We start from the raw sequence: 17,201 nt of genomic DNA on the forward strand, positions 1-17,201 counted from the left end.
GCTCGAACAACCCCAAGGAGGCGGCCTAGAGACAAAGCATCATCGGGTGCTGAATCGATGCTCAAAACCGTCCCGATCTGAAAATCGACAGCAGCAGCCATAGAAACATCAGCGCGGCGACGCAGAATCCGATTTCAATGACGGGAAAATTCCACAGCAAGGTCGATTGTCTGCCAAGCGACGAGCCGATAATAAGACCGACCATAATAATGCTGAATGCGAGCAGGACGATGCTAAACGATAGCTGGTTGCTGATGCGGTCCATTTTTCGCATCAAGGCATCGAGCTCGGCGATCGAGATTTCAAAGCGCAGCCTGCCTTTTTTTACCATACCGAGCAGCTCGCGCAGCTTCATCGGCGTCTCCGTCAGCAGGGTGGCGGCCTCGCTTACCTGATGCCACACGCTGTCGGCCACGTTGCGGGGACTGAACCTTTCGGCGAACAGCTTTCGTCCGAACGGTTCGGCGATGCTGATGACGCTGAACGTCGGGTCCAGCGAAGTGACGACACCTTCGAGCGTCAGCAGCGCTTTGCCGAGCAGCGTCAGGTCGGCGGGAATGCGCACGCGGTGTTCGTAGGCGACGGCGAGCAGGTCGTTGACCGATTCGCCGAGCTTGACACGGCTGAGCGGCACGTCGTAGTATTTCTCCCGCAGCTCGTCCACATCCGCACGCAAGGAGTCCATATCGACATCGTCGGGAATGATGCCGATGCCTTCAATCGCTTTGATGACGCCGTCGGTGCTATTGCGCCGCAGAGCAATGACCAGCGAGCCGAAATGATATTTCATCATCGGGGTAAGACGTCCGACCATGCCGAAGTCGATCAATCCGATCACCCCGCCCGGCAGGACGATGATGTTGCCCGGGTGCGGATCGGCATGAAAGAAGCCTTCCACAAAAATTTGCTGAAAGACGATGCGGGCAATCGTTTCGGCCAGCTTTTTCGGTTCGTACCCCAGCTCTTGCAGACGCTCCGTTTCGGTGGGCTTTACCCCTTCCAGATACTCCATGGTCAGCACGTTGCGGCTCGAATAATCCCAATAAATCGCCGGTATACATACATCCGAATCGCGCTCAAACGGCTTCGCCATCCGCTGTGCGCTGCGGCCTTCGTTCGTGTAATCCAGCTCGGCGCGCAGCGACTGGGACAGCTCGTACACCATGTCGCGCACCTGATATTTGGCCGCCCAGTCGAGCCGGTGCTCCGCCAGGCGGGCCAAATCGTCCAAAATTTCAAGATCCGTTTCAACAATGGAACGAATGTTCGGGCGCTGGATTTTGACGGCGACCGGCTCGCCCGTATGCAGGCGGGCAAGATGGACCTGCCCGATGGAAGCCGCGGCGATCGGCGTCTCTTGAAATTCCGCGAACAGCTTCTCGAAGGGCTCGCCGAACTCGCTTTCCAGAACTTCGCGCACTTGCTCGAAAGGGAAGGGCGGAACCCGGTCCTGCAGCTTGACGAGCTCGTCGATAATATGAGCGGGCAGCAGGTCGGGACGCGTGCTGGCGATTTGGCCGATTTTGACGAAGGTCGGGCCAAGCTCCTCCAGAAACGTCCGGATACGCTCGCCGATGGTGCGCGACCGGGCCTCCCGCCGTTCATTCAAGCCGATGCGCGTCCCCGCAAGCAGATCGGGCAGTCCAAGCTCTTTAACGAGGAAGCCGAGCCCATTGCGGGCGAACGCTTTGGCAATGTCGCGGTACCTCTGCAGGTGCCGGATTTTCCGTCCGAGACTCATGAGCTTGCGGGAGGTAAGGATTGGCCGGCTTCGGGCTGCTTGCCTTCCAGCTCGGCCACGCGGCGCTCGAGCTCCCCGATGCGCTGGGTCAGCCGGACGTAATCGTCTTTGGTCGTCAAGCTCATCTCATGAAGCGCCTGACGCATGTAGCCGCGCACCTTCTCCTCCAGCGTGGATTGGGCTTCCTCTCCTTTGCGTACCAGATCGTCCACGAACTGCTGCGACTCGGCCTTGTTCAGTTCTCCTTTTTTGACCAGCTCGTCGACGAATTTCTCCGCCTGCTCTTTGCTGACCACCGCAAAGCCCAATCCCATCGAAACCGCTTTTCCCAACAAATCTCTAATCATCTCTGTCCCTCCTGTTCGTATCCGTATAGGGTGATTTTACCATAGCGGGCCGCAAACGCAAAAACGAACACCGGGCACGCTCCCCGCCTAAAATAAAATTCGCTGATGCGCACGGATTATCAAAAAAAGCGGTGCATTTTGTTGTACAATACATTCCATGACACGATGGCTGGAGGCTTGGTGAGCGAATGGATTATTTCAAAAGGATTCAAGGGGCGATACAGTTTATCGAAGACCGCCTTCAGGAGGAGCTGGACATTACGGCCATTGCGTCCGCGGCTTGTTTTTCGGCTTTTCATTTTCAACGGCTGTTTCAAGCCATCTCGGGATTTTCCGTGCACCAATACATTCGGAGACGGAGACTGTCCGAAGCTGCGGTTTTACTGAAGGAAACGGGCAGAACCGTTCTCGACATCGCGGTTGCGTTTCAATACGGCTCGCAAGAAGCGTTCACCAGGGCGTTCGAGAGTCAGTTCGGCATCACGCCGGCGAAATACCGGAAGGAATCCGTCCCGCTTCGTTTGCAGGACAAAGTGAATTTTCTCGATTATCAACAACATGCGGAAGGGGAATTGAACATGAACCGGCCTGAGATTATCGACTTGGACGCGATCCGGATCATCGGCTACGAATACCGGACAACGCTGCAGGAGGAGCAATATTTTGAAGAAATTCCGCGCTTTTACGGCGAGTTTGGGAGTAACGGATTGTTTCTGAAGATTCCGGGCAGAGCCGCCCCGGAGTTGGCCTACGGGATTGCTTGCGAGTTTCAGGATGACGGCCGCTTTTCGTTCGTGATCGGAGAAGAAGTGCACGAGTTTACGGATAATTTGGAACCGGGATTCCTCTGTTACGAAATTCCGAAGGGGAAATACGCCGCATTCCGGGTCGACGGATCGGCGCAGAATACGAGAAAATACATATACGGCACATGGCTGCCGAATTCGAATTACGAGCGGCGGGAGGGGCCGGATTTTGAGGTGACCGATGTGCTCAAGTCGTCTCCGGAGGCCATAAGCATGGTCATTTATATTCCTATTGAATAGGCGGGATAAGAGGCTGCAAATTTCGGCAGCTTCTTTTTTTATTGTCCGTGGCACGATTGCTTAACGTCAACGGTCGATTTTTGACCAAAGATCAGCTACAATAGTCAAGGCATCCCGAATTGAAGTCGTGAAGGAGAGTTACCGTTGACGTTATCCCATGAACGCGGCTTGGAATCCCCGTTCGCGCTCCGGCATTATCTTACGCTGATTACCGTAGTCATTATCGCCGGGATGAACCAGGGGCTTCTGCTGCCGCTGCTTACTCTGCTGCTTGACAAGACGGGGGTCTCGACCGGGGTGAACGGCTTGAATGCGGCCGCTCTGTATATCGGGACCTTCGCCACGATGTTTTGGATCGAGAAGCCCGTGCGCCGTTTCGGCTACAAGCCGGTGATCGTCGGCGGCATCCTGATCGTGCTTGTCACGCTGGTCTTATTTCCATTATTTCCTAATTTTTGGGTATGGCTTGTGCTCCGGTTTATGGTCGGAGTAGGAGACAGCGGGCTGCATTATGCGACCCAGCTGTGGATCGTATCCCGTTCCCCGGCGGATAAGCGAGGCCGGTACATATCGCTCTACGGGATGGCTTACGGGGCGGGATTCAGCTTGGGACCGCTTGGCATCAACCTGCTGCCCTACGGGATGTGGGCGCCTTTTCTGGCGACGATGCTGTGCACGGCCGTATCGCTGCTGTTCGTAAGCCGGCTGCCTAACGCGCTCCCGGAAACGGTGAAAAGGGGGCAGGAGGCGCAAGCCGCCGCCACCTATCCTGCTGTGTTCCGGCTGGCCTGGTACGCTTTGCTTACTTCGTTCCTGTACGGGTACATGGAATCGTCCATGAACAGCAATTTTCCCGCTTACGGCTTGCGCATCGGCATGTCCGACACCTGGATATCCCTGCTGCTGCCGATCATCGGGATCGGTTCCCTGATCCTCCAGCTGCCGCTTGGCGTATGGAGCGACAGGTGGGGCCGCAAGCCGATCCTGATGGCGGCTGGCCTGATCGGCGGGGCCGCCTTTGCCGCCGTTCCGTTCGCCGCGCAGGGGAATCTGCTGCTGGTGCTGATTCTGTTCGGCCTGGCCGGCGGGCTCGTCGGCTCGTTCTTTACGCTGGGGCTCGCCTATGCGGCGGATGTGGTGCCGAAAGCCGTGCTGCCCCGCACGAACGTCATCGCCTCCGTGCTGTTCAGCATCGGCAGCATCACCGGGCCGAATATCGGAGGCTTCAGCATGCAGTACTTCTCCGTCCACAGCATGTTTTATTGGCTTGGGGGCGCGTATGTCTTATTTGCGCTGCTTGGATTATGGTTCCGGCCGAAGGCTCCCTGAGTCAAGCAGGCAAGCAGAGAAGGGCCGCACATGCGGCTGAGCTTGTTGAGAAAGTAGTCAGACGGGATTATAGAGGTAACGAAGGGGTGGGTACCTACTTCCGACCGCTGCTCCACCCCACAAAGTGAAGTTGAATCAGGGAAGCTTAGTCCGAGTACTTTGCGGGGACCCCGGGTCTTCGGGAAATTTGATTGGAAGTCGCTTAGTAGCGGACATTTCCCGAAGACAAAGGCGGCCGCTATCGCTTCTCTACTTTTGCTTAGACCACTTTCTCAACACTCTGGGCCGCACATACGGCTCTTTTTTGAAGCAATTTTGCCTTAGTTTAGACATAAAAATAGCTCTTGCGAGTCATTCTGAGACGCTTAAACTTGGTTATAGTTAAATCAAATAACAGTACCGCAAGATGACATAATGTTCCATGTCTGCACGGTGCTCGTTCCGTTATACTTGAGGTGTTCCACAACGGCAGATTATAAACAACGGAGAAGGTGGAATGGAATGAAAATCAATAAAAACAAGTTGCTTTTCTTGGCGGCAGCCTTCGGTATATTGTGCATCGGAGCCATTCTTGTTGCATTCATTCAAGACGATTCGAGTTCGGTCGATCCTTTGATCGCTGAAAAAGCGGCGGGTTATCAGGTCGCGACCGTCCAGGTAAAGGAAGACGGCTTTGAGCCTAAACAAATCGAGCTTCAGGCGGGCGTGCCGGCGAAAATCAACTTCAAGAAATCGTCGCGATTTACTTGCATCAAGAGCATGATCTCTAAAGATCTGGGAATTATCGACGCTCCATTGGCAACCGGAGACAATATCGTCGCCTTACCCGAATTGAAGCCTGGCACGTATCGCTACCATTGCGGAATGTACATGTTTGACGGAGTCATTACGGTGAAATAAATAAGAACGACGGGGAAGCGGGAATGTTGTCCCGTCCAGACGGCAATGATTGAACCGCCGAGCGAAGCGGTGGTCATCTCCCGATATTTTGTCGGGGGAGGGCCGCCGATTTTTTTTTGTTTGAAACGCTCGAGGTTGCGGAATTGTCTGCCTGGAGAGATGCTGCCGGGGTTTATTTTCGGTTATTCCAGTTTCCGGAAGGGTTCATACCAGGTTTGTATCGAAATACATTGGATAGTAGATCCTTTTAAGGAAGGTGATCCGAAATGAATACGACGACGGCCTCAGCCGAAAGCTCCAAAAACATAATCGAAGTATCCGGCGAAGGAACGGTTGCCGCGGCTCCGGACCGGGCCCAGATTACGCTCGGGGTACTGACGGAGAAGGCGAATCTCAGCGAAGCGCAGACCGAAAATGCCAGCGCAGTGTCAAACATCCTGCAGTCGCTGTTCCAGCTGGGAATTCCGAAGGAGAAGGTACAGACGGTCCAGTACGGCATCGAGATCCAATACAACTACAAAGAAGGGGTGCAAACGTTCCGCGGCTACAAAGTCACCCATCTTCTGCGAGTAACGGCGGACAAGATCGAGCAGACGGGAGTCATCGTGGACACGGCGGTTCGCCATGGAGCGAACACCGTATCCGGCATCCAGTTTACTTCGGCTCACCCGGAGGCGTATTACCATCAGGCGTTGACGATGGCGGTCCACAGCAGCCGACAGAAAGCGGCGACCCTTGCGAAAGCGATGGGCGTAGCGCTTCATCCTACCCCGGTACGCATTCAAGAGGTGTCGCATGGCGTCGAACCGCCTCCGTACCAGATGGCGACTTTTGCCGCTGCGGCCCCCACGCCCATCCAACCGGGAGAGCTGAATATTTCCGCTGCTGTCAAAGCTTATTATTCTTATTCTTGATTCCCTGGGTCGAATGAAAAAGCAGATGTCAGTCCAGCGTAGTCTCCGGCCATGCTTGCGAGCGGCTTCCAGCGCTCCGTTTCCGTTTTATAATTTCCTGCATAGGCGGCGGAATCCACTTGCACGCGCTGCACGATTCCAAGAACGAGATGATCCCCACCTACGGGACTAATTCGATCCAGCTTCAGCTCGAACGCAATCGGCGCTTCAAGCACGGCCGGCACATCGACACTTTTGCAAAACTGTGGCGTGACTCCTGCAAGCTCGAACTCGTTACGCTCGGGCTCGACATTAGCGGACGAACGCTACATCGCTTTGCCCAGAGGCTTGGAAACCATATTAATGACATACTCGCCGACCTCGCGAATATTGGTCAGCGTATCCTTGACCGTACCTTCCCGTTCGCCTACGCCCGGTCCGATGGAAATCAGCAGCGTGGGCGGATTGCGGGAAGCGACTGTAAAAAAACTAAAAGGCGCCAAATTAAGAACGCCGTTTTTGCTTTTGGACGAAAGCGGAAAGTGGAAAATGAAGATCATGTATCAATTAGCCTGTCAAAAGGTGACGCGCTACGGAGAGCTCAAGAGGGGAATTCCGGAAATTCCCCATAAGGTGTTAAGCTCCCAGTTGAACGAGTTGGAAAGCAGCGGTATCGTTAACAGGGAAGAGTACCGGCAAACGCCTCCGAAGGTGGAATATTCGCTAACGCCAAGAGGAAAAACGTTGATGCCCATTCTGGAGGAGATGTGCAAATGGGGAGTGCAGAATCAATTGCCGTTGAAATGAACGCACCGACCGAGTACAATGAGGCTAGATGATAATCATTCTCATTGGATAATTGGAAGAAGGTGCGTTGTTTTGACACCGAATGTCGTGGTAGCCGACATACACGATTATTTTGACCGGATCGCCGAGTTGGTTCATGGAACGGTTCGTACCCGAAGCTGGGAGCAGCAGCTTTCCCCGCCGCCACATATCGGAAAGGGAAAGATCACCCGGATGCGGATTCGTCCGGGAATGGAGATCGTTGTTTCGGATATGACGTACGAGCGCAATATGAAGCTGCACATTATGGAAGCATGCCGGCTGTTCGAATTGAGCTACTGCGTAAGCGGTGAAATTTATTGCGAATGGGACGGCAAAGAAAATTTGACGGGGAGCCGGACGGGCAACGTTCTGTTCCTGGAAAATGTTCGAGTATACGAGGAAATGAAAGCGGGTCTCCGGCAGCAATTGCTGGAGGTGCGTTTTGCTCCCGAGGAGCTGCTTCGTTACGCCGACGATGCGATCGAGAAGCAGGGGATGGAAGCTTGGATGAAGCGGCATAAGGGAAGTATTGATCCTTATTCCGATTCTCCGGCCATCCGTAAATGCGTATCCGAACTCATGCACTGCACCTACAAAGGATCGATGAAGCGATTGTATATGGAAGGCAAAGCGATGGAGCTTCTTGCTTTGTTTGCCGAGGCGGGCGGACAAGGTCCTGTAGACGGCAGGCTCGTGCTGCGCCGCGACGATATCGAGAAACTGAAGGAGGTCAGGCAGTGGGTGATCAGCCGGGCTGAGCATCCCCTGTCCATCCGGGAACTCGCCAGACTCGCCGGGATCAACGAATTTAAGCTAAAGAAGGGCTTTCGCGAGCTGTTCGGTACAACGATCTTCGAGCTTGTAAGACAAGAGCGGATGGAAAGGGCGCTTCGCTTCATGGAAGTCGAGCGAATGAATGTAGGAGAAGCTGCCGTTGCCGTCGGTTACAGCAATGTCAGCAATTTTACAACGGCGTTTCGGAAGCACTACGGTTGCAATCCCGGCGAATATGTAAGGCAGCTTCACCATCTGGATTTGCGGCGAAGCATAGAACAGGAGAACAATAACAGTTGAAGCGGGCCCTTCAGACCCTTGGATTTCCATAGGTTTGAGGGGTTTTTAGTGTATTTCATCCTCCTTATACAGGGATAAAAACTTCCTCCACAGGTAGCACGGTGATGGCTTTTCGATTGATAATCATTATCAAACGCTGGACTGGCGGGCTGACGACCGCCTGTTCCAACGCGAAAAGCTTAGATTTTACTGTAGGAGGAAATTCCATGTCCAATCCGATCTCCGAAACATTCACATCCGATCGTTCCCCGAAGCAGCAGACGGACCGCCGCCGTTGGTATGCGCTTGCGGTGGTTTTGCTGCCCATCCTGCTGATCCAATTGAATACGTTCATGATTCAGGTCGCGCTGCCGTCCCTGCAGAACAGCCTGCATGCGGGTTTCTCCGAAGCCCAGTTTATTGTCGCCGGTTACTCGCTCGGCATGGCACTGGCTTTGATTATTGGCGGCAAACTCGGCGATATGTACGGCAGAAAACGAATGCTAGTCATCGGCGTGGCCGGCTTTACGCTTATGGCTGCGCTCGGCGGGCTGGCTTCGGATCCGTCGGTTCTTATCGCCATTCGGGTCATGCAGGGGCTGTCCACAGCGATTATTCAGCCGCAGGTATTGTCGACGATGCAAGTCAGCTTCCCGCCGCAGGAGAAGGCACTCGCTTTTGGAATTTACGGCGCATTGATCGGCATCGGCTTCACCTTCGGCCTGATTTTGGGCGGTCTGCTGATCGATTGGAATTGGTTCGCGCTCGGTTGGCGGAACGTTTTCTTTTTCAATGTGCCGTTCGGTGTGCTTGTTCTGTTGTTATTGCCGATCATCCCCGAATCTCGCGGGGGGCAGGCTCAAAGCATAGACTGGAGCGGCGCCATCCTGCTGGTCGCCGGTTTGTTTCTGCTTATTTACCCGCTGTCGGAGGGGCAGAAGCGAGGCTGGCCGCTCTGGACGTGGGGCTGTCTGGTCCTGGCTATCCCCGTTCTGTTGGCCTTCGTCGCCGTCGAAATCCGGAAAAGTAAGCAGGGGGCCGTTCCGATTGTTGATCTGTCCATATTCAAATTGCCTTCGTTCCGAGTCGGCATGATCACGGTAACCGTGTTCTACAGCGGCATGTTCTCTTTCTTCTTTATCCTGAGCTACTTCCTGCAATACGGCTTGCATTACAGCGTCCAATCTACGAGTCTGGTTTTTCTGCCGATCAGCGTCGGTTCTTTCCTGAGCTCCTTGATATCTTCCGGAATCATCAGGAGATGGGGAGAAGTCGTGCTGAAAATAGGCGCGCTGGTCATGGCGGTCTGCAGCTTTGCGCTCATTGGATCGCTGCATGCCGATGCGGCGGGGCTGCTGACTATGCGGAATATGACGATCCTGCTGATGTACGGGCTCGGTCTCGGATTGGCCGGCACGCCGCTTGTCAATGTAGCACTCAGTGTCGTGCCTGCGAAAAATGCGGGCACAGGCTCCGGCTTGTTCACGACCTTCACGTATTTGGCCAATTCGCTGGGGGTTGCGCTGATCGGCATTTTGTTCTCGGCCATGCTGGGTAAGCCGTTGATAGCAGCACATCTGCCGGATTATGTACGGGCATTCTCCGTTTCTTTAACCGTTACCGGAAGCCTTGCTTTTGCCGCGTTCATTTGCCTGTGCTTTCTGCCCAAGCGGAAGGTGTGAGAGCATGTGCTCGGTCATGCTAGGTAAGCAAACAAGTCTTCGAACTGCAGGGTTTGAGGGCTTGCTTTGTTTGTCGCGAACAGGAGGTCGTTTAGGGCTGCGGGTCATCGATTTTCATATGGTACATCGTGCGGTCGCCCATCGACCAATAGGGGAAATAGAGCTGGTCTTCGGCTATATATAACGCCGTTGCCCGCGCTTCGGCCAGTGCTTGACGCCCGGTGCCGTCCAGCCGGATACGCTCCATGGAAGCGTACCCGGAGATCCCGAAGCCGCCGCTGACATAGTAAACCCAACCATCTCGGTAATTCAGTCCGAAAATCGGAGTCCTCGCGGGTTCGTGCAGGGGAATATCAACGGAGCCGTCAGCGCTCATTTTGCGCAGCTGCTTGCCGTCCTGCACATAATAGATCCATCCGTCAATGATACTGATCTCCGTCACATTATCCCGCAGCTCCGTTTGTCCCGATCCGTTGTTCCCCATGACGTAAAGCTTCTTTTTTTCCCCTTCGCCGGTCAGATAATAGAGGCGTTCGCCTTGCAGAAAAAAATACTTGATGTGGTCCATACTGGAAAGTAGGGTCTGTTTCTCCGAACTGTCCATTCTCATCCGCTCAATGCCGCCCGGAGTGTAGTATGGAGCGTTTTCGTTGCCGCTGCGTTCGGCAAGGCGAAGGTAGTACATCCAACCGTCCCGGACCCACAGGCCACTGGCATTCGTCTGCGATACAAGCGTCCGCTCCGTGCCGTCGGTTTTGATTTTGTAGATGGCGTTTGGCTTGCGAGGCTCGGATGCGATGTAGTACAGCCAATCCCCAACCACATTGATGGATGTGGCTTTATCGTCCGAAAGCTTGGTCTGACTCGAACCGTCCGGCTTGGATTTGACCAACTGGTGCGCTCCCTCCGACCAGAGGTACGGATTCATGTACACCCAGCCGTTCTTGACGGCAAGCTGCCCGCCGTTCGCCAGGTTTAACGCCTCCGCTTGAGTGCGTTCCTCATCGTCGAGTCTGGCACACGATTGGATGGCAAAGCCGCGTACGTTATCCCAAGAAGTTTTCCAGTTGAACTCCTCGTGAGCAAACCTCCAAGTCATCGGGAAATAAACGATGTTGCGGTACAGCAAAACAGGATAAGGTTCGTCAGCATTAACGATCGTTTTGCCGTTCACCTTCACGGGAAAAGGAGCGGGAACGACAGTTTGCGAACCGCCGCTGTTAGCGTTGACCTCTGCGGTCAGATCTTGTGACAGAGGAACGCAGCCGTCTTTTTTATCCAGAGATAGCCCGTTCTCCTTGCTCCAAGAAACGGCCAAGCCCAAAGAAGACGTATAATTCCAGGTCATCGGAAAATAGGTGATGTCACGGTACAGCAGCAGCGGGTACTGGCTATGTGCCTGGTCGGTAATCGTGCCGTTCACGGTCACGGGGAACGCAGGGAACGACGCTTGAACCTCCGGCGAAGCTGCCGCCCGGGAAACGGGAGCCGGCCAAACGAGCATAAGGCTCAAGATAGCCGCTACGGTCCAAGCTTTCAATATTTGAGGCATGATCAAAACTCCTTTCCGGCTAGAGTTTTCGGACAAATTTTGCGGTGCAGGAGGAAAAAGCTGACGTTGTTTTTAACGCCGGAAACGCCTATTTGTTGCGCGTATTTATAGGGGGACGGGAAGTTTGCGGGCCGTCATTTTGAGGAGGTTGCGAAGATAAATAAACGAAACTCATTTTTGTCTATTTGTTATGTGTGTGTGTGCGGATCTAACCCCACGATGATCAACGCTTGAAAGGAAGTAAAACCCGTGTTAAACAATCGCTATGTTCGAACCATCATTTTATCCAGAGTTTGTCTGCAGCTTGGCATTAGGTAAGAAACTTTGCCATTCTGCTTTACGTCACCGAGTTGACGAAGAACGACCCGTTGTATGTATCGCTTATCGCGGTCGTGGATTACGCGCCGATCTTTTTGTTGTCCACTATCGGGGGGGATATTCGCCGACCGGTGGCTGCCGAAACGAACGATGGTCTGGTGCAATCTCTTGTCTGCCGTCTCCGCTTTCGTCGTGCTGCTGGCAGTACACTCAGGCTCGTGGTACGCGCTGCTTTTTACAACCTTTATCTCCGCCGTGCTTTCCCAGTTTTCCCTGCCGTCGGCGATGAAGCTGTTCAAGTAGCATGTGCAGGAAAGCAGCTGCAAGGTGTCATGGCGATGTTTCAGTCGTTGATGGCCGTCTTTATGGTGGTCGGTCCGGTCATAGGGACGTTCGAACCGGAGCTTTGCGCGGGAGCTGCGGGACGGGCTTCGTTATGTATGGGCGAGTCGCCCGCTCTGGACATTGGGAGGGACTTTCGCTGTCTCTGGCCTGGCTGTCGGGCTGATTTCACCGCTTACGATCTTTGTCGCCATGGAAAACCTGGGCTAGGACAAATCGTCTTTGCAGTGGCTTCTGAAGACGAACGGCGCCGCCATGCTGGTCGGCGGAACCCTCGTAATGACAATATCAAATAAAGTAAAGCCGCAAACGCTGCTTGCGGCAGGTCTGCTCCTCAGCACCTTCGGCGTGATCGGCATTGGCTGGTCGACCAGCATTCCATTGACTCTCCTTTTGAAAGCTATCAACGGGCTGGGCTTTCCATGTATCCACATCGGCATCAATACTTTGATCCCGCAAAATACGGAAGGTTCGTTTATGGCCGGGTCGGGGGCGTGCTGACGCCGATGTTCATGGGCATGATGGTCGTCGGCATGGCTTTGGCGGGGTACTTGAAGGATGCTCTCGCTGTACACGGTGTATTCAATCAGCGGAGTATTGTTCTTCATCGGCGCACTGGTGCTGGTTCCGCTTATGGAAAACGTCGTACGCCTGACAAAAAACAGGCGCGGGGATAATGGACGATATTTCATCTGGGACGGGGAGTTTTGGAGTCGTTACCCACGCATTGCCTACAAAGGGTTCATAATAACCCATTGAGAAGTGTGTCGAGTTTGTCGACAGCTTCTCTTTTTTTGCTTTTGTTACGTATATGTTAATCATCGTTAATATGGCCGAGTAGTCTTTGGTACCGCAGGAAGTTTTATACCGGCTTCATCCATTAAGCTAGTGTACATATGTCTGAGCGAGTGAGGCGTGAGGAATGATGAAAGTTTTTCAATCCATCAGGAGCGACCGACGAATAGCACGTGAAGAAACCCACGCTCTTAAAAACGTGGGTTTCTCATCAATCTGATAATGTCTATAAAAATAGACATTCCGATTTTCTCAAAACTAATTTTGTATAACAAAGTAACCGGTGTCTGATCCCGTGAAAACTGAATTACTGTACGTTTTTATAGAGACCCTGATTGGTGTGTTTCTTGGCAAAGCATCTTTCATCCCTTGGGATAAATAAAAGTTTCCATAGGTTTTTCCTGCCGGGTAGGAGGTTGATACAGTGTAATGAAAACCGTTGCTTGCCGAAAGAAACATCTCTGCTTCGTTATCTGAGGGAGATTGGTTCCAGGCAAAAAAATCCGGGGCGTTGGAAATATAAGCGGGATTGCTAGATGTTCCTTTTGGAAAAATTAGGCTTGGTTGGGCAAATGCAGCCGTTGAAAAGCTTAGAGCGAGAATGATAGAAAGAACCGTCATCAGAAGAGTTCGTTTTGGGAGTTTCAACCTAAAACACCTCCGATTTTTTAATGCACATGTTTATTTGAAAGCTGGCCAGCTATTCAAAATGTGTTTTTGTTAACCAAGTCATAGCATGATATATAAAATATGTAAAATAAAGATATTTTTATAATGTTTTTATGGTAATGGGGACCGCCATGATTTACTGCTCGAATACCGCAAAGCGAAGAAGGATCTCATAACTTTGTCCAACAAAACGGTAGACAAAGAAGACCGCTCGTTGATTTCGGATACGAGCAATCGATTGCGAGCGAACAAAGGTAGTGGACCACTCCTGGATGGATCAGCTAGTTACCAAGCCGGCATGGCCGGTCGGGAGCTGACCGAAGACGAACGGTTCAACTTCAAGATACGATGTGCAATTTGTCCGAACGGAAACGACAATGTTTTGTACTACATATCGCCTTCCGGTTCTCAATGAGGCAGATTGCAGAGGAGTTGGATTTGAAGAAAAAGACTGTTCAGACGAACATTGAGCGGGCCAAGTAGAAGATTGAAGCAAATAAATTAAGCAGCCTATTCCTTGTGGGGGAGGCTGATTTTTAGTTAGCTTCTCCATATATATTGTTGATGGTATAATCTATATATTTATGACTTATCAGTTTGATGATGAGCATCGTGGGACGGCAGGAGGTATGTCTGGAGCTGTTAACACGCTTTTCTCTGGTTTGGCTTTCGAAGGGATTTTTCACTATTTATTCAACGTGAAGAACTTGGAATGCAACAGAGGAACTAAAGTTGCAACGAAAAGCTAAGTAATCAATGAATACCTTTGAAGGTATTAGGGTAATAAAGTTTGTGTACTTAAAGTAATGGTTCTTTTTCTTTAGCAAGAATTGCGCTCCTTATTTTTGTATCGGGCCATATTCCCCCGCATTCCTGCATATAATTTTACATTGGGAATAAAGAGACAGGTGGGATGAAGATGGGCCCGTATGATTTCAGAAAAGCGATCCATTACTATAACACAAAAATACGAGAAACGAATCACCCTTATTACTGGTACTGTTTGGCTGATACACAGGCACGAGCCGGATTAACCAACGAAGCGCTGCAAACGATTGAAAACGCCTTGTCGTTTCCAAATCCTTACCCTTCAAAGCAGGAACTGCTAGAAATGCAGGCAAGCCTCCAATCTGTTTCTCCAAGAGAAATAAATCCAATCAGACCTTCCATAGTGAATGCAAAGCGGGGCGATATTGACGGGGACGGGATCAAGGACAATGTCCTTCTTACCGCAAATAAAACCCCGGATAGTCCTTTTTGGAGAAATATAACTTTGGTCGTCCAAAATGGGAAAACACATCACTATAATCCAATCCTCTTAAAAAATAACGCCGGATACAATCCGACACTTTTTCTTGGCGATTTTACAGGCAATAAGGTGGATGATATTTTAGTGGTCATTGATACTGGAGGAAGCGCCGGTGCTATATATGCGTATGTATTTTCTTATATTAACGGTCAACTCCGACAGATTTTTAATTCTGATGTATTCAATGAAATCTATAAGTACGATGTGACTTATGAAAATCAATACAGAGCAACAGTGATCAATTATTCCCTAAAAGAAAAGTATATTGTTGACCTTACTTATAAGGGTAAGGAATATTTATCTGAAATTTATACCCAGCAAGGTGTTTTGAAGGCACCGATAGACGGTTGGGTAAATCCTTTGTCTGGTTTATACCCGGTTGATTTTAACAGGGACGGCACATATGAGCTCGAAGCGTATCAGAGGATAGCCGGGAGGTACAATGCTGACTCACTCGGATTTGTACAGACCGTATTGAAATGGAACGGGCAGGTGTTTGGTCCTGACCGGCAGAATGTGGCCATCTTTGGCGGGGAAATATAGCTACTGAAATCATATATTGCGCGGCATGTCGAACGATTACAAGACTCAACATTCTGTGATCAGGCTACAGAATAACCCGTCTGCTTTTTCCGACGATTTTTGTACCAGATAATCAAGGAACGAACCTCGATGAGGAAAATAATGTATAATATGGATGTGAGAGGGTTGCTTTCTCGACACTATCTCGACACTATATTGAAGAGGAGAGGTTCCTATGAAAAAAACATTCATAGCACTCGGCACTACAGCAACGTTATTGGCTGGCGTACTGGCACCAACAGCAAGCTTCGCATCTGTCCCTATGCAGCCGGAAACCGTTTTTACTGCAGAAGAGTTAGCTGTGCCTATGATTTCAGAGCCTAATGAATTTACTGATGTTGAAATCCCATCAAAAGATACAGACAAGATAACGGGGGCGCTGGAAACAGATAATAGCGTTGTGTGGTATCGTTTCATGACTCCGGCAAAACTAGGAAATCTGAAAATAAAGCTTTATGGCCCTAGCAGTCAGACCTACAAGATTTCTGTGTACGATTCCGATCCCAATAACAGCACTGCTCTTTTATCCATAAACCAAGGCACATTGGGAACGGTTAAGTCCGATAAATTGAAGGCAAACACGTATTATTATTTGCGAGTTGGTTCGAAGACATGGAAGGCAGATAAGCCCCACGACTTCAAAATAGAAGCCTATTATATCAACTAAAAAGTCTTGCGTGGAAAGCACTCTAACCGGAGTGCTTTTCATTTGCGCAAAAATTCGACAATTTTTGCGCCGGATCATTTCATTTTTCTGCGAGATAATCCAAAATGGGTTTTGAACGGTGAGATACGGTATTATATGGTTTGAAATGCACAAACTCATCGGTTGGAGGCGAATTGGATGAAAAAGAGATTTTCCATTATTATGGCGTTGACCGTATTGATGGCATTCGTTATTCCGAACAGCAGCTTCGCAGGCATAGGTGGTCCGACATCATACAAATACTCTACTTATCCGGCTAATAAAGTTAATTTAAATGTCATTCAAACGAGCCCCGGTAATATTCAGTTGAAAGCTCTCAATCTTAGCGCTAACTTGGAGCATACTGGTTATATTGGTATAAATGGCGGTTTTTTTTCGGATCAAGTCGAAGGAACGACTGGTATGAAAAAAACACACAATATTGCTATAAATAATGGAAAACCGGTCATCGGCACAGATAAAGCCGGCAATAACGGATGGTACAATTCGGGAAACCAAGGCACGATTATTTGGGATGCGAAAAACAGAAAGTTTCTATATAAGGTGTTAAATAACGGTTGGGAAGTCAACAAAGCGGTAGGGCATACGAATTATTGGGCGCAAGGCGGAGTGTCGATGAGCCTTGGTTCGGCGAACTGGAAAGACACAATGAAAAAGGAAAAGCTGCCGAACCCGGACGGGTTAGCCCAACGAACGGCCATGGTTTATAGCGGTTCGGGAATTTATTTAATTGTGACAGATACGAAATGTACTGCCGAGGCATTTCGGGCGGCGATTCAACAGTTTTTTGGAATTAAGGATGGCTCGCCTAAAAATGATGTAAATGGGATATTCCTCGATGGCAGCGGTTCTTCACAAATGAGGGCCTATGACCATAATAATAAGCTAATCAACATAAAAGGGGATAGCAGACCATTGAATCAGATTATTACGGTCACCCCGTAACAACGACGAATTCAGAAGCAGGCAGGTTGTCATTTAAAGACTGCCTGCTTGTTTTTTTATTGCTTGTATTAATCCTTAAAATATATGTATAATTTTACCATAATATATGGTATAATATAGTAGTTTCCTAGAATATACAAATCAAGGTGGTTTATTTGAACGTA

The 17,201-nt window shown here is 50.7% G+C and carries 16 protein-coding genes and 2 pseudogenes; 12 read left to right on the forward strand and 6 right to left on the reverse strand.

All coding sequences use genetic code 11. From position 1 onward, the window contains the following. Positions 1-61 precede the first annotated feature (61 nt). Both KQX66_RS03665 and KQX66_RS03670 read right to left on the reverse strand, forming a co-directional pair. Entirely contained in the window at positions 62-1,741 is a 1,680-nt protein-coding gene (locus tag KQX66_RS03665; RefSeq protein WP_216789894.1) for an ABC1 kinase family protein, read from the reverse strand. Further along, positions 1,738-2,088, reverse strand: coding sequence for a phasin family protein (locus KQX66_RS03670; protein ID WP_216789896.1), 351 nt, complete (start codon positions 2,086-2,088; stop codon positions 1,738-1,740). Before KQX66_RS03670 ends, KQX66_RS03665 begins: the two co-directional genes overlap by 4 nt. A 188-nt stretch (positions 2,089-2,276) precedes the next feature. On the opposite strand from KQX66_RS03670, the gene KQX66_RS03675 reads away from it, so the two are divergent. From KQX66_RS03675 to KQX66_RS03690, 4 genes are all read left to right on the forward strand, one after another. Next, positions 2,277-3,134, forward strand: coding sequence for an AraC family transcriptional regulator (locus tag KQX66_RS03675; RefSeq protein WP_216789899.1), 858 nt, complete (start codon positions 2,277-2,279; stop codon positions 3,132-3,134). 144 nt (positions 3,135-3,278) lie between these two features. After that, positions 3,279-4,463: an MFS transporter gene (locus tag KQX66_RS03680; RefSeq protein WP_216789901.1), complete on the forward strand. Its 1,185-nt coding sequence runs from the start codon at positions 3,279-3,281 to the stop codon at positions 4,461-4,463. 501 nt (positions 4,464-4,964) lie between these two features. Next, positions 4,965-5,363, forward strand: a complete 399-nt coding sequence (locus KQX66_RS03685; RefSeq protein WP_216789903.1) for a cupredoxin domain-containing protein — start codon at positions 4,965-4,967, stop codon at positions 5,361-5,363. A 266-nt stretch (positions 5,364-5,629) separates the two neighbouring features. Beyond that, positions 5,630-6,277, forward strand: coding sequence for an SIMPL domain-containing protein (locus tag KQX66_RS03690; RefSeq protein WP_216789905.1), 648 nt, complete (start codon positions 5,630-5,632; stop codon positions 6,275-6,277). Here the strand turns inward: KQX66_RS03690 and KQX66_RS37240 are convergent. Continuing rightward, complete coding sequence (locus KQX66_RS37240) at positions 6,268-6,501, reverse strand: hypothetical protein (protein WP_253956893.1); 234 nt, start codon at positions 6,499-6,501, stop codon at positions 6,268-6,270. The two genes, KQX66_RS03690 and KQX66_RS37240, sit on opposite strands and share 10 nt — an antisense overlap. A gap of 81 nt (positions 6,502-6,582) precedes the next feature. Further along, a complete protein-coding gene (locus KQX66_RS37245) occupies positions 6,583-6,816 on the reverse strand; it encodes a flavin reductase family protein (protein ID WP_253956894.1) in 234 nt (77 codons plus the stop codon). Here KQX66_RS37245 and KQX66_RS03700 point away from each other — a divergent pair. The 3 genes from KQX66_RS03700 to KQX66_RS03710 all read left to right on the forward strand — a co-directional run bounded on the left by KQX66_RS03700 (position 6,776) and on the right by KQX66_RS03710 (position 9,819). Further along, positions 6,776-7,063 (forward strand): winged helix-turn-helix transcriptional regulator, encoded by a 288-nt coding sequence (locus KQX66_RS03700; RefSeq protein WP_253956895.1) that lies wholly within the window; start codon positions 6,776-6,778, stop codon positions 7,061-7,063. The two genes, KQX66_RS37245 and KQX66_RS03700, sit on opposite strands and share 41 nt — an antisense overlap. A gap of 72 nt (positions 7,064-7,135) precedes the next feature. After that, positions 7,136-8,158 (forward strand): helix-turn-helix transcriptional regulator, encoded by a 1,023-nt coding sequence (locus KQX66_RS03705; RefSeq protein ID WP_216789909.1) that lies wholly within the window; start codon positions 7,136-7,138, stop codon positions 8,156-8,158. Between the two features lie 206 nt (positions 8,159-8,364). Then, positions 8,365-9,819 (forward strand): MFS transporter, encoded by a 1,455-nt coding sequence (locus KQX66_RS03710; RefSeq protein ID WP_216789913.1) that lies wholly within the window; start codon positions 8,365-8,367, stop codon positions 9,817-9,819. A gap of 91 nt (positions 9,820-9,910) precedes the next feature. On the opposite strand, the gene KQX66_RS03715 is transcribed toward KQX66_RS03710, so the two are convergent. Continuing rightward, positions 9,911-11,371: a DUF5050 domain-containing protein gene (locus tag KQX66_RS03715; RefSeq protein WP_216789916.1), complete on the reverse strand. Its 1,461-nt coding sequence runs from the start codon at positions 11,369-11,371 to the stop codon at positions 9,911-9,913. Positions 11,372-11,620: 249 nt separating this feature from the next. Here KQX66_RS03715 and KQX66_RS03720 point away from each other — a divergent pair. Next, a pseudogene (locus KQX66_RS03720) lies at positions 11,621-12,790 on the forward strand (MFS transporter). 294 nt (positions 12,791-13,084) lie between these two features. On the opposite strand, the gene KQX66_RS03725 reads toward KQX66_RS03720, so the two are convergent. Beyond that, positions 13,085-13,474, reverse strand: coding sequence for a hypothetical protein (locus KQX66_RS03725; RefSeq protein WP_216789919.1), 390 nt, complete (start codon positions 13,472-13,474; stop codon positions 13,085-13,087). A 366-nt stretch (positions 13,475-13,840) separates the two neighbouring features. Here KQX66_RS03725 and KQX66_RS38185 point away from each other — a divergent pair. The 4 genes and pseudogenes from KQX66_RS38185 to KQX66_RS03745 form a co-directional block, all read left to right on the forward strand. Next, positions 13,841-13,978: pseudogene (locus tag KQX66_RS38185) on the forward strand (sigma factor-like helix-turn-helix DNA-binding protein); the annotation flags it as partial. 436 nt (positions 13,979-14,414) lie between these two features. Beyond that, positions 14,415-15,347: a YybI family spore inner coat protein gene (locus KQX66_RS03735; protein WP_216789926.1), complete on the forward strand. Its 933-nt coding sequence runs from the start codon at positions 14,415-14,417 to the stop codon at positions 15,345-15,347. A 214-nt stretch (positions 15,348-15,561) separates the two neighbouring features. Beyond that, positions 15,562-16,053, forward strand: coding sequence for a hypothetical protein (locus tag KQX66_RS03740; RefSeq protein WP_216789929.1), 492 nt, complete (start codon positions 15,562-15,564; stop codon positions 16,051-16,053). A gap of 177 nt (positions 16,054-16,230) precedes the next feature. After that, entirely contained in the window at positions 16,231-17,037 is an 807-nt protein-coding gene (locus KQX66_RS03745) for a phosphodiester glycosidase family protein (protein WP_216789931.1), read from the forward strand. The last annotated feature ends 164 nt before the right edge of the window (positions 17,038-17,201 follow it).

This window comes from Paenibacillus oleatilyticus, from assembly GCF_018998565.1.
In the GTDB taxonomy this organism is placed as follows: domain Bacteria; phylum Bacillota; class Bacilli; order Paenibacillales; family NBRC-103111; genus Paenibacillus_G; species Paenibacillus_G oleatilyticus.

What these genes read in the sequence shown, in the direction of transcription:
- KQX66_RS03685 (WP_216789903.1), top strand. Translation starts at nt 4,965, where the DNA reads ATGAAAATCAATAAAAACAAGTTGCTTTTCTTGGCGGCAGCCTTCGGT.
- KQX66_RS03740 (WP_216789929.1), top strand. Translation starts at nt 15,562, where the DNA reads ATGAAAAAAACATTCATAGCACTCGGCACTACAGCAACGTTATTGGCT.
- KQX66_RS03710 (WP_216789913.1), top strand. Translation starts at nt 8,365, where the DNA reads ATGTCCAATCCGATCTCCGAAACATTCACATCCGATCGTTCCCCGAAG.
- KQX66_RS03745 (WP_216789931.1), top strand. Translation starts at nt 16,231, where the DNA reads ATGAAAAAGAGATTTTCCATTATTATGGCGTTGACCGTATTGATGGCA.
- KQX66_RS03715 (WP_216789916.1), bottom strand. Translation starts at nt 11,371, where the DNA reads ATGCCTCAAATATTGAAAGCTTGGACCGTAGCGGCTATCTTGAGCCTT.
- KQX66_RS03735 (WP_216789926.1), top strand. Translation starts at nt 14,415, where the DNA reads ATGGGCCCGTATGATTTCAGAAAAGCGATCCATTACTATAACACAAAA.
- KQX66_RS37245 (WP_253956894.1), bottom strand. Translation starts at nt 6,816, where the DNA reads ATGATCTTCATTTTCCACTTTCCGCTTTCGTCCAAAAGCAAAAACGGC.
- KQX66_RS03665 (WP_216789894.1), bottom strand. Translation starts at nt 1,741, where the DNA reads ATGAGTCTCGGACGGAAAATCCGGCACCTGCAGAGGTACCGCGACATT.
- KQX66_RS03675 (WP_216789899.1), top strand. Translation starts at nt 2,277, where the DNA reads ATGGATTATTTCAAAAGGATTCAAGGGGCGATACAGTTTATCGAAGAC.
- KQX66_RS03690 (WP_216789905.1), top strand. Translation starts at nt 5,630, where the DNA reads ATGAATACGACGACGGCCTCAGCCGAAAGCTCCAAAAACATAATCGAA.
- KQX66_RS03670 (WP_216789896.1), bottom strand. Translation starts at nt 2,088, where the DNA reads ATGATTAGAGATTTGTTGGGAAAAGCGGTTTCGATGGGATTGGGCTTT.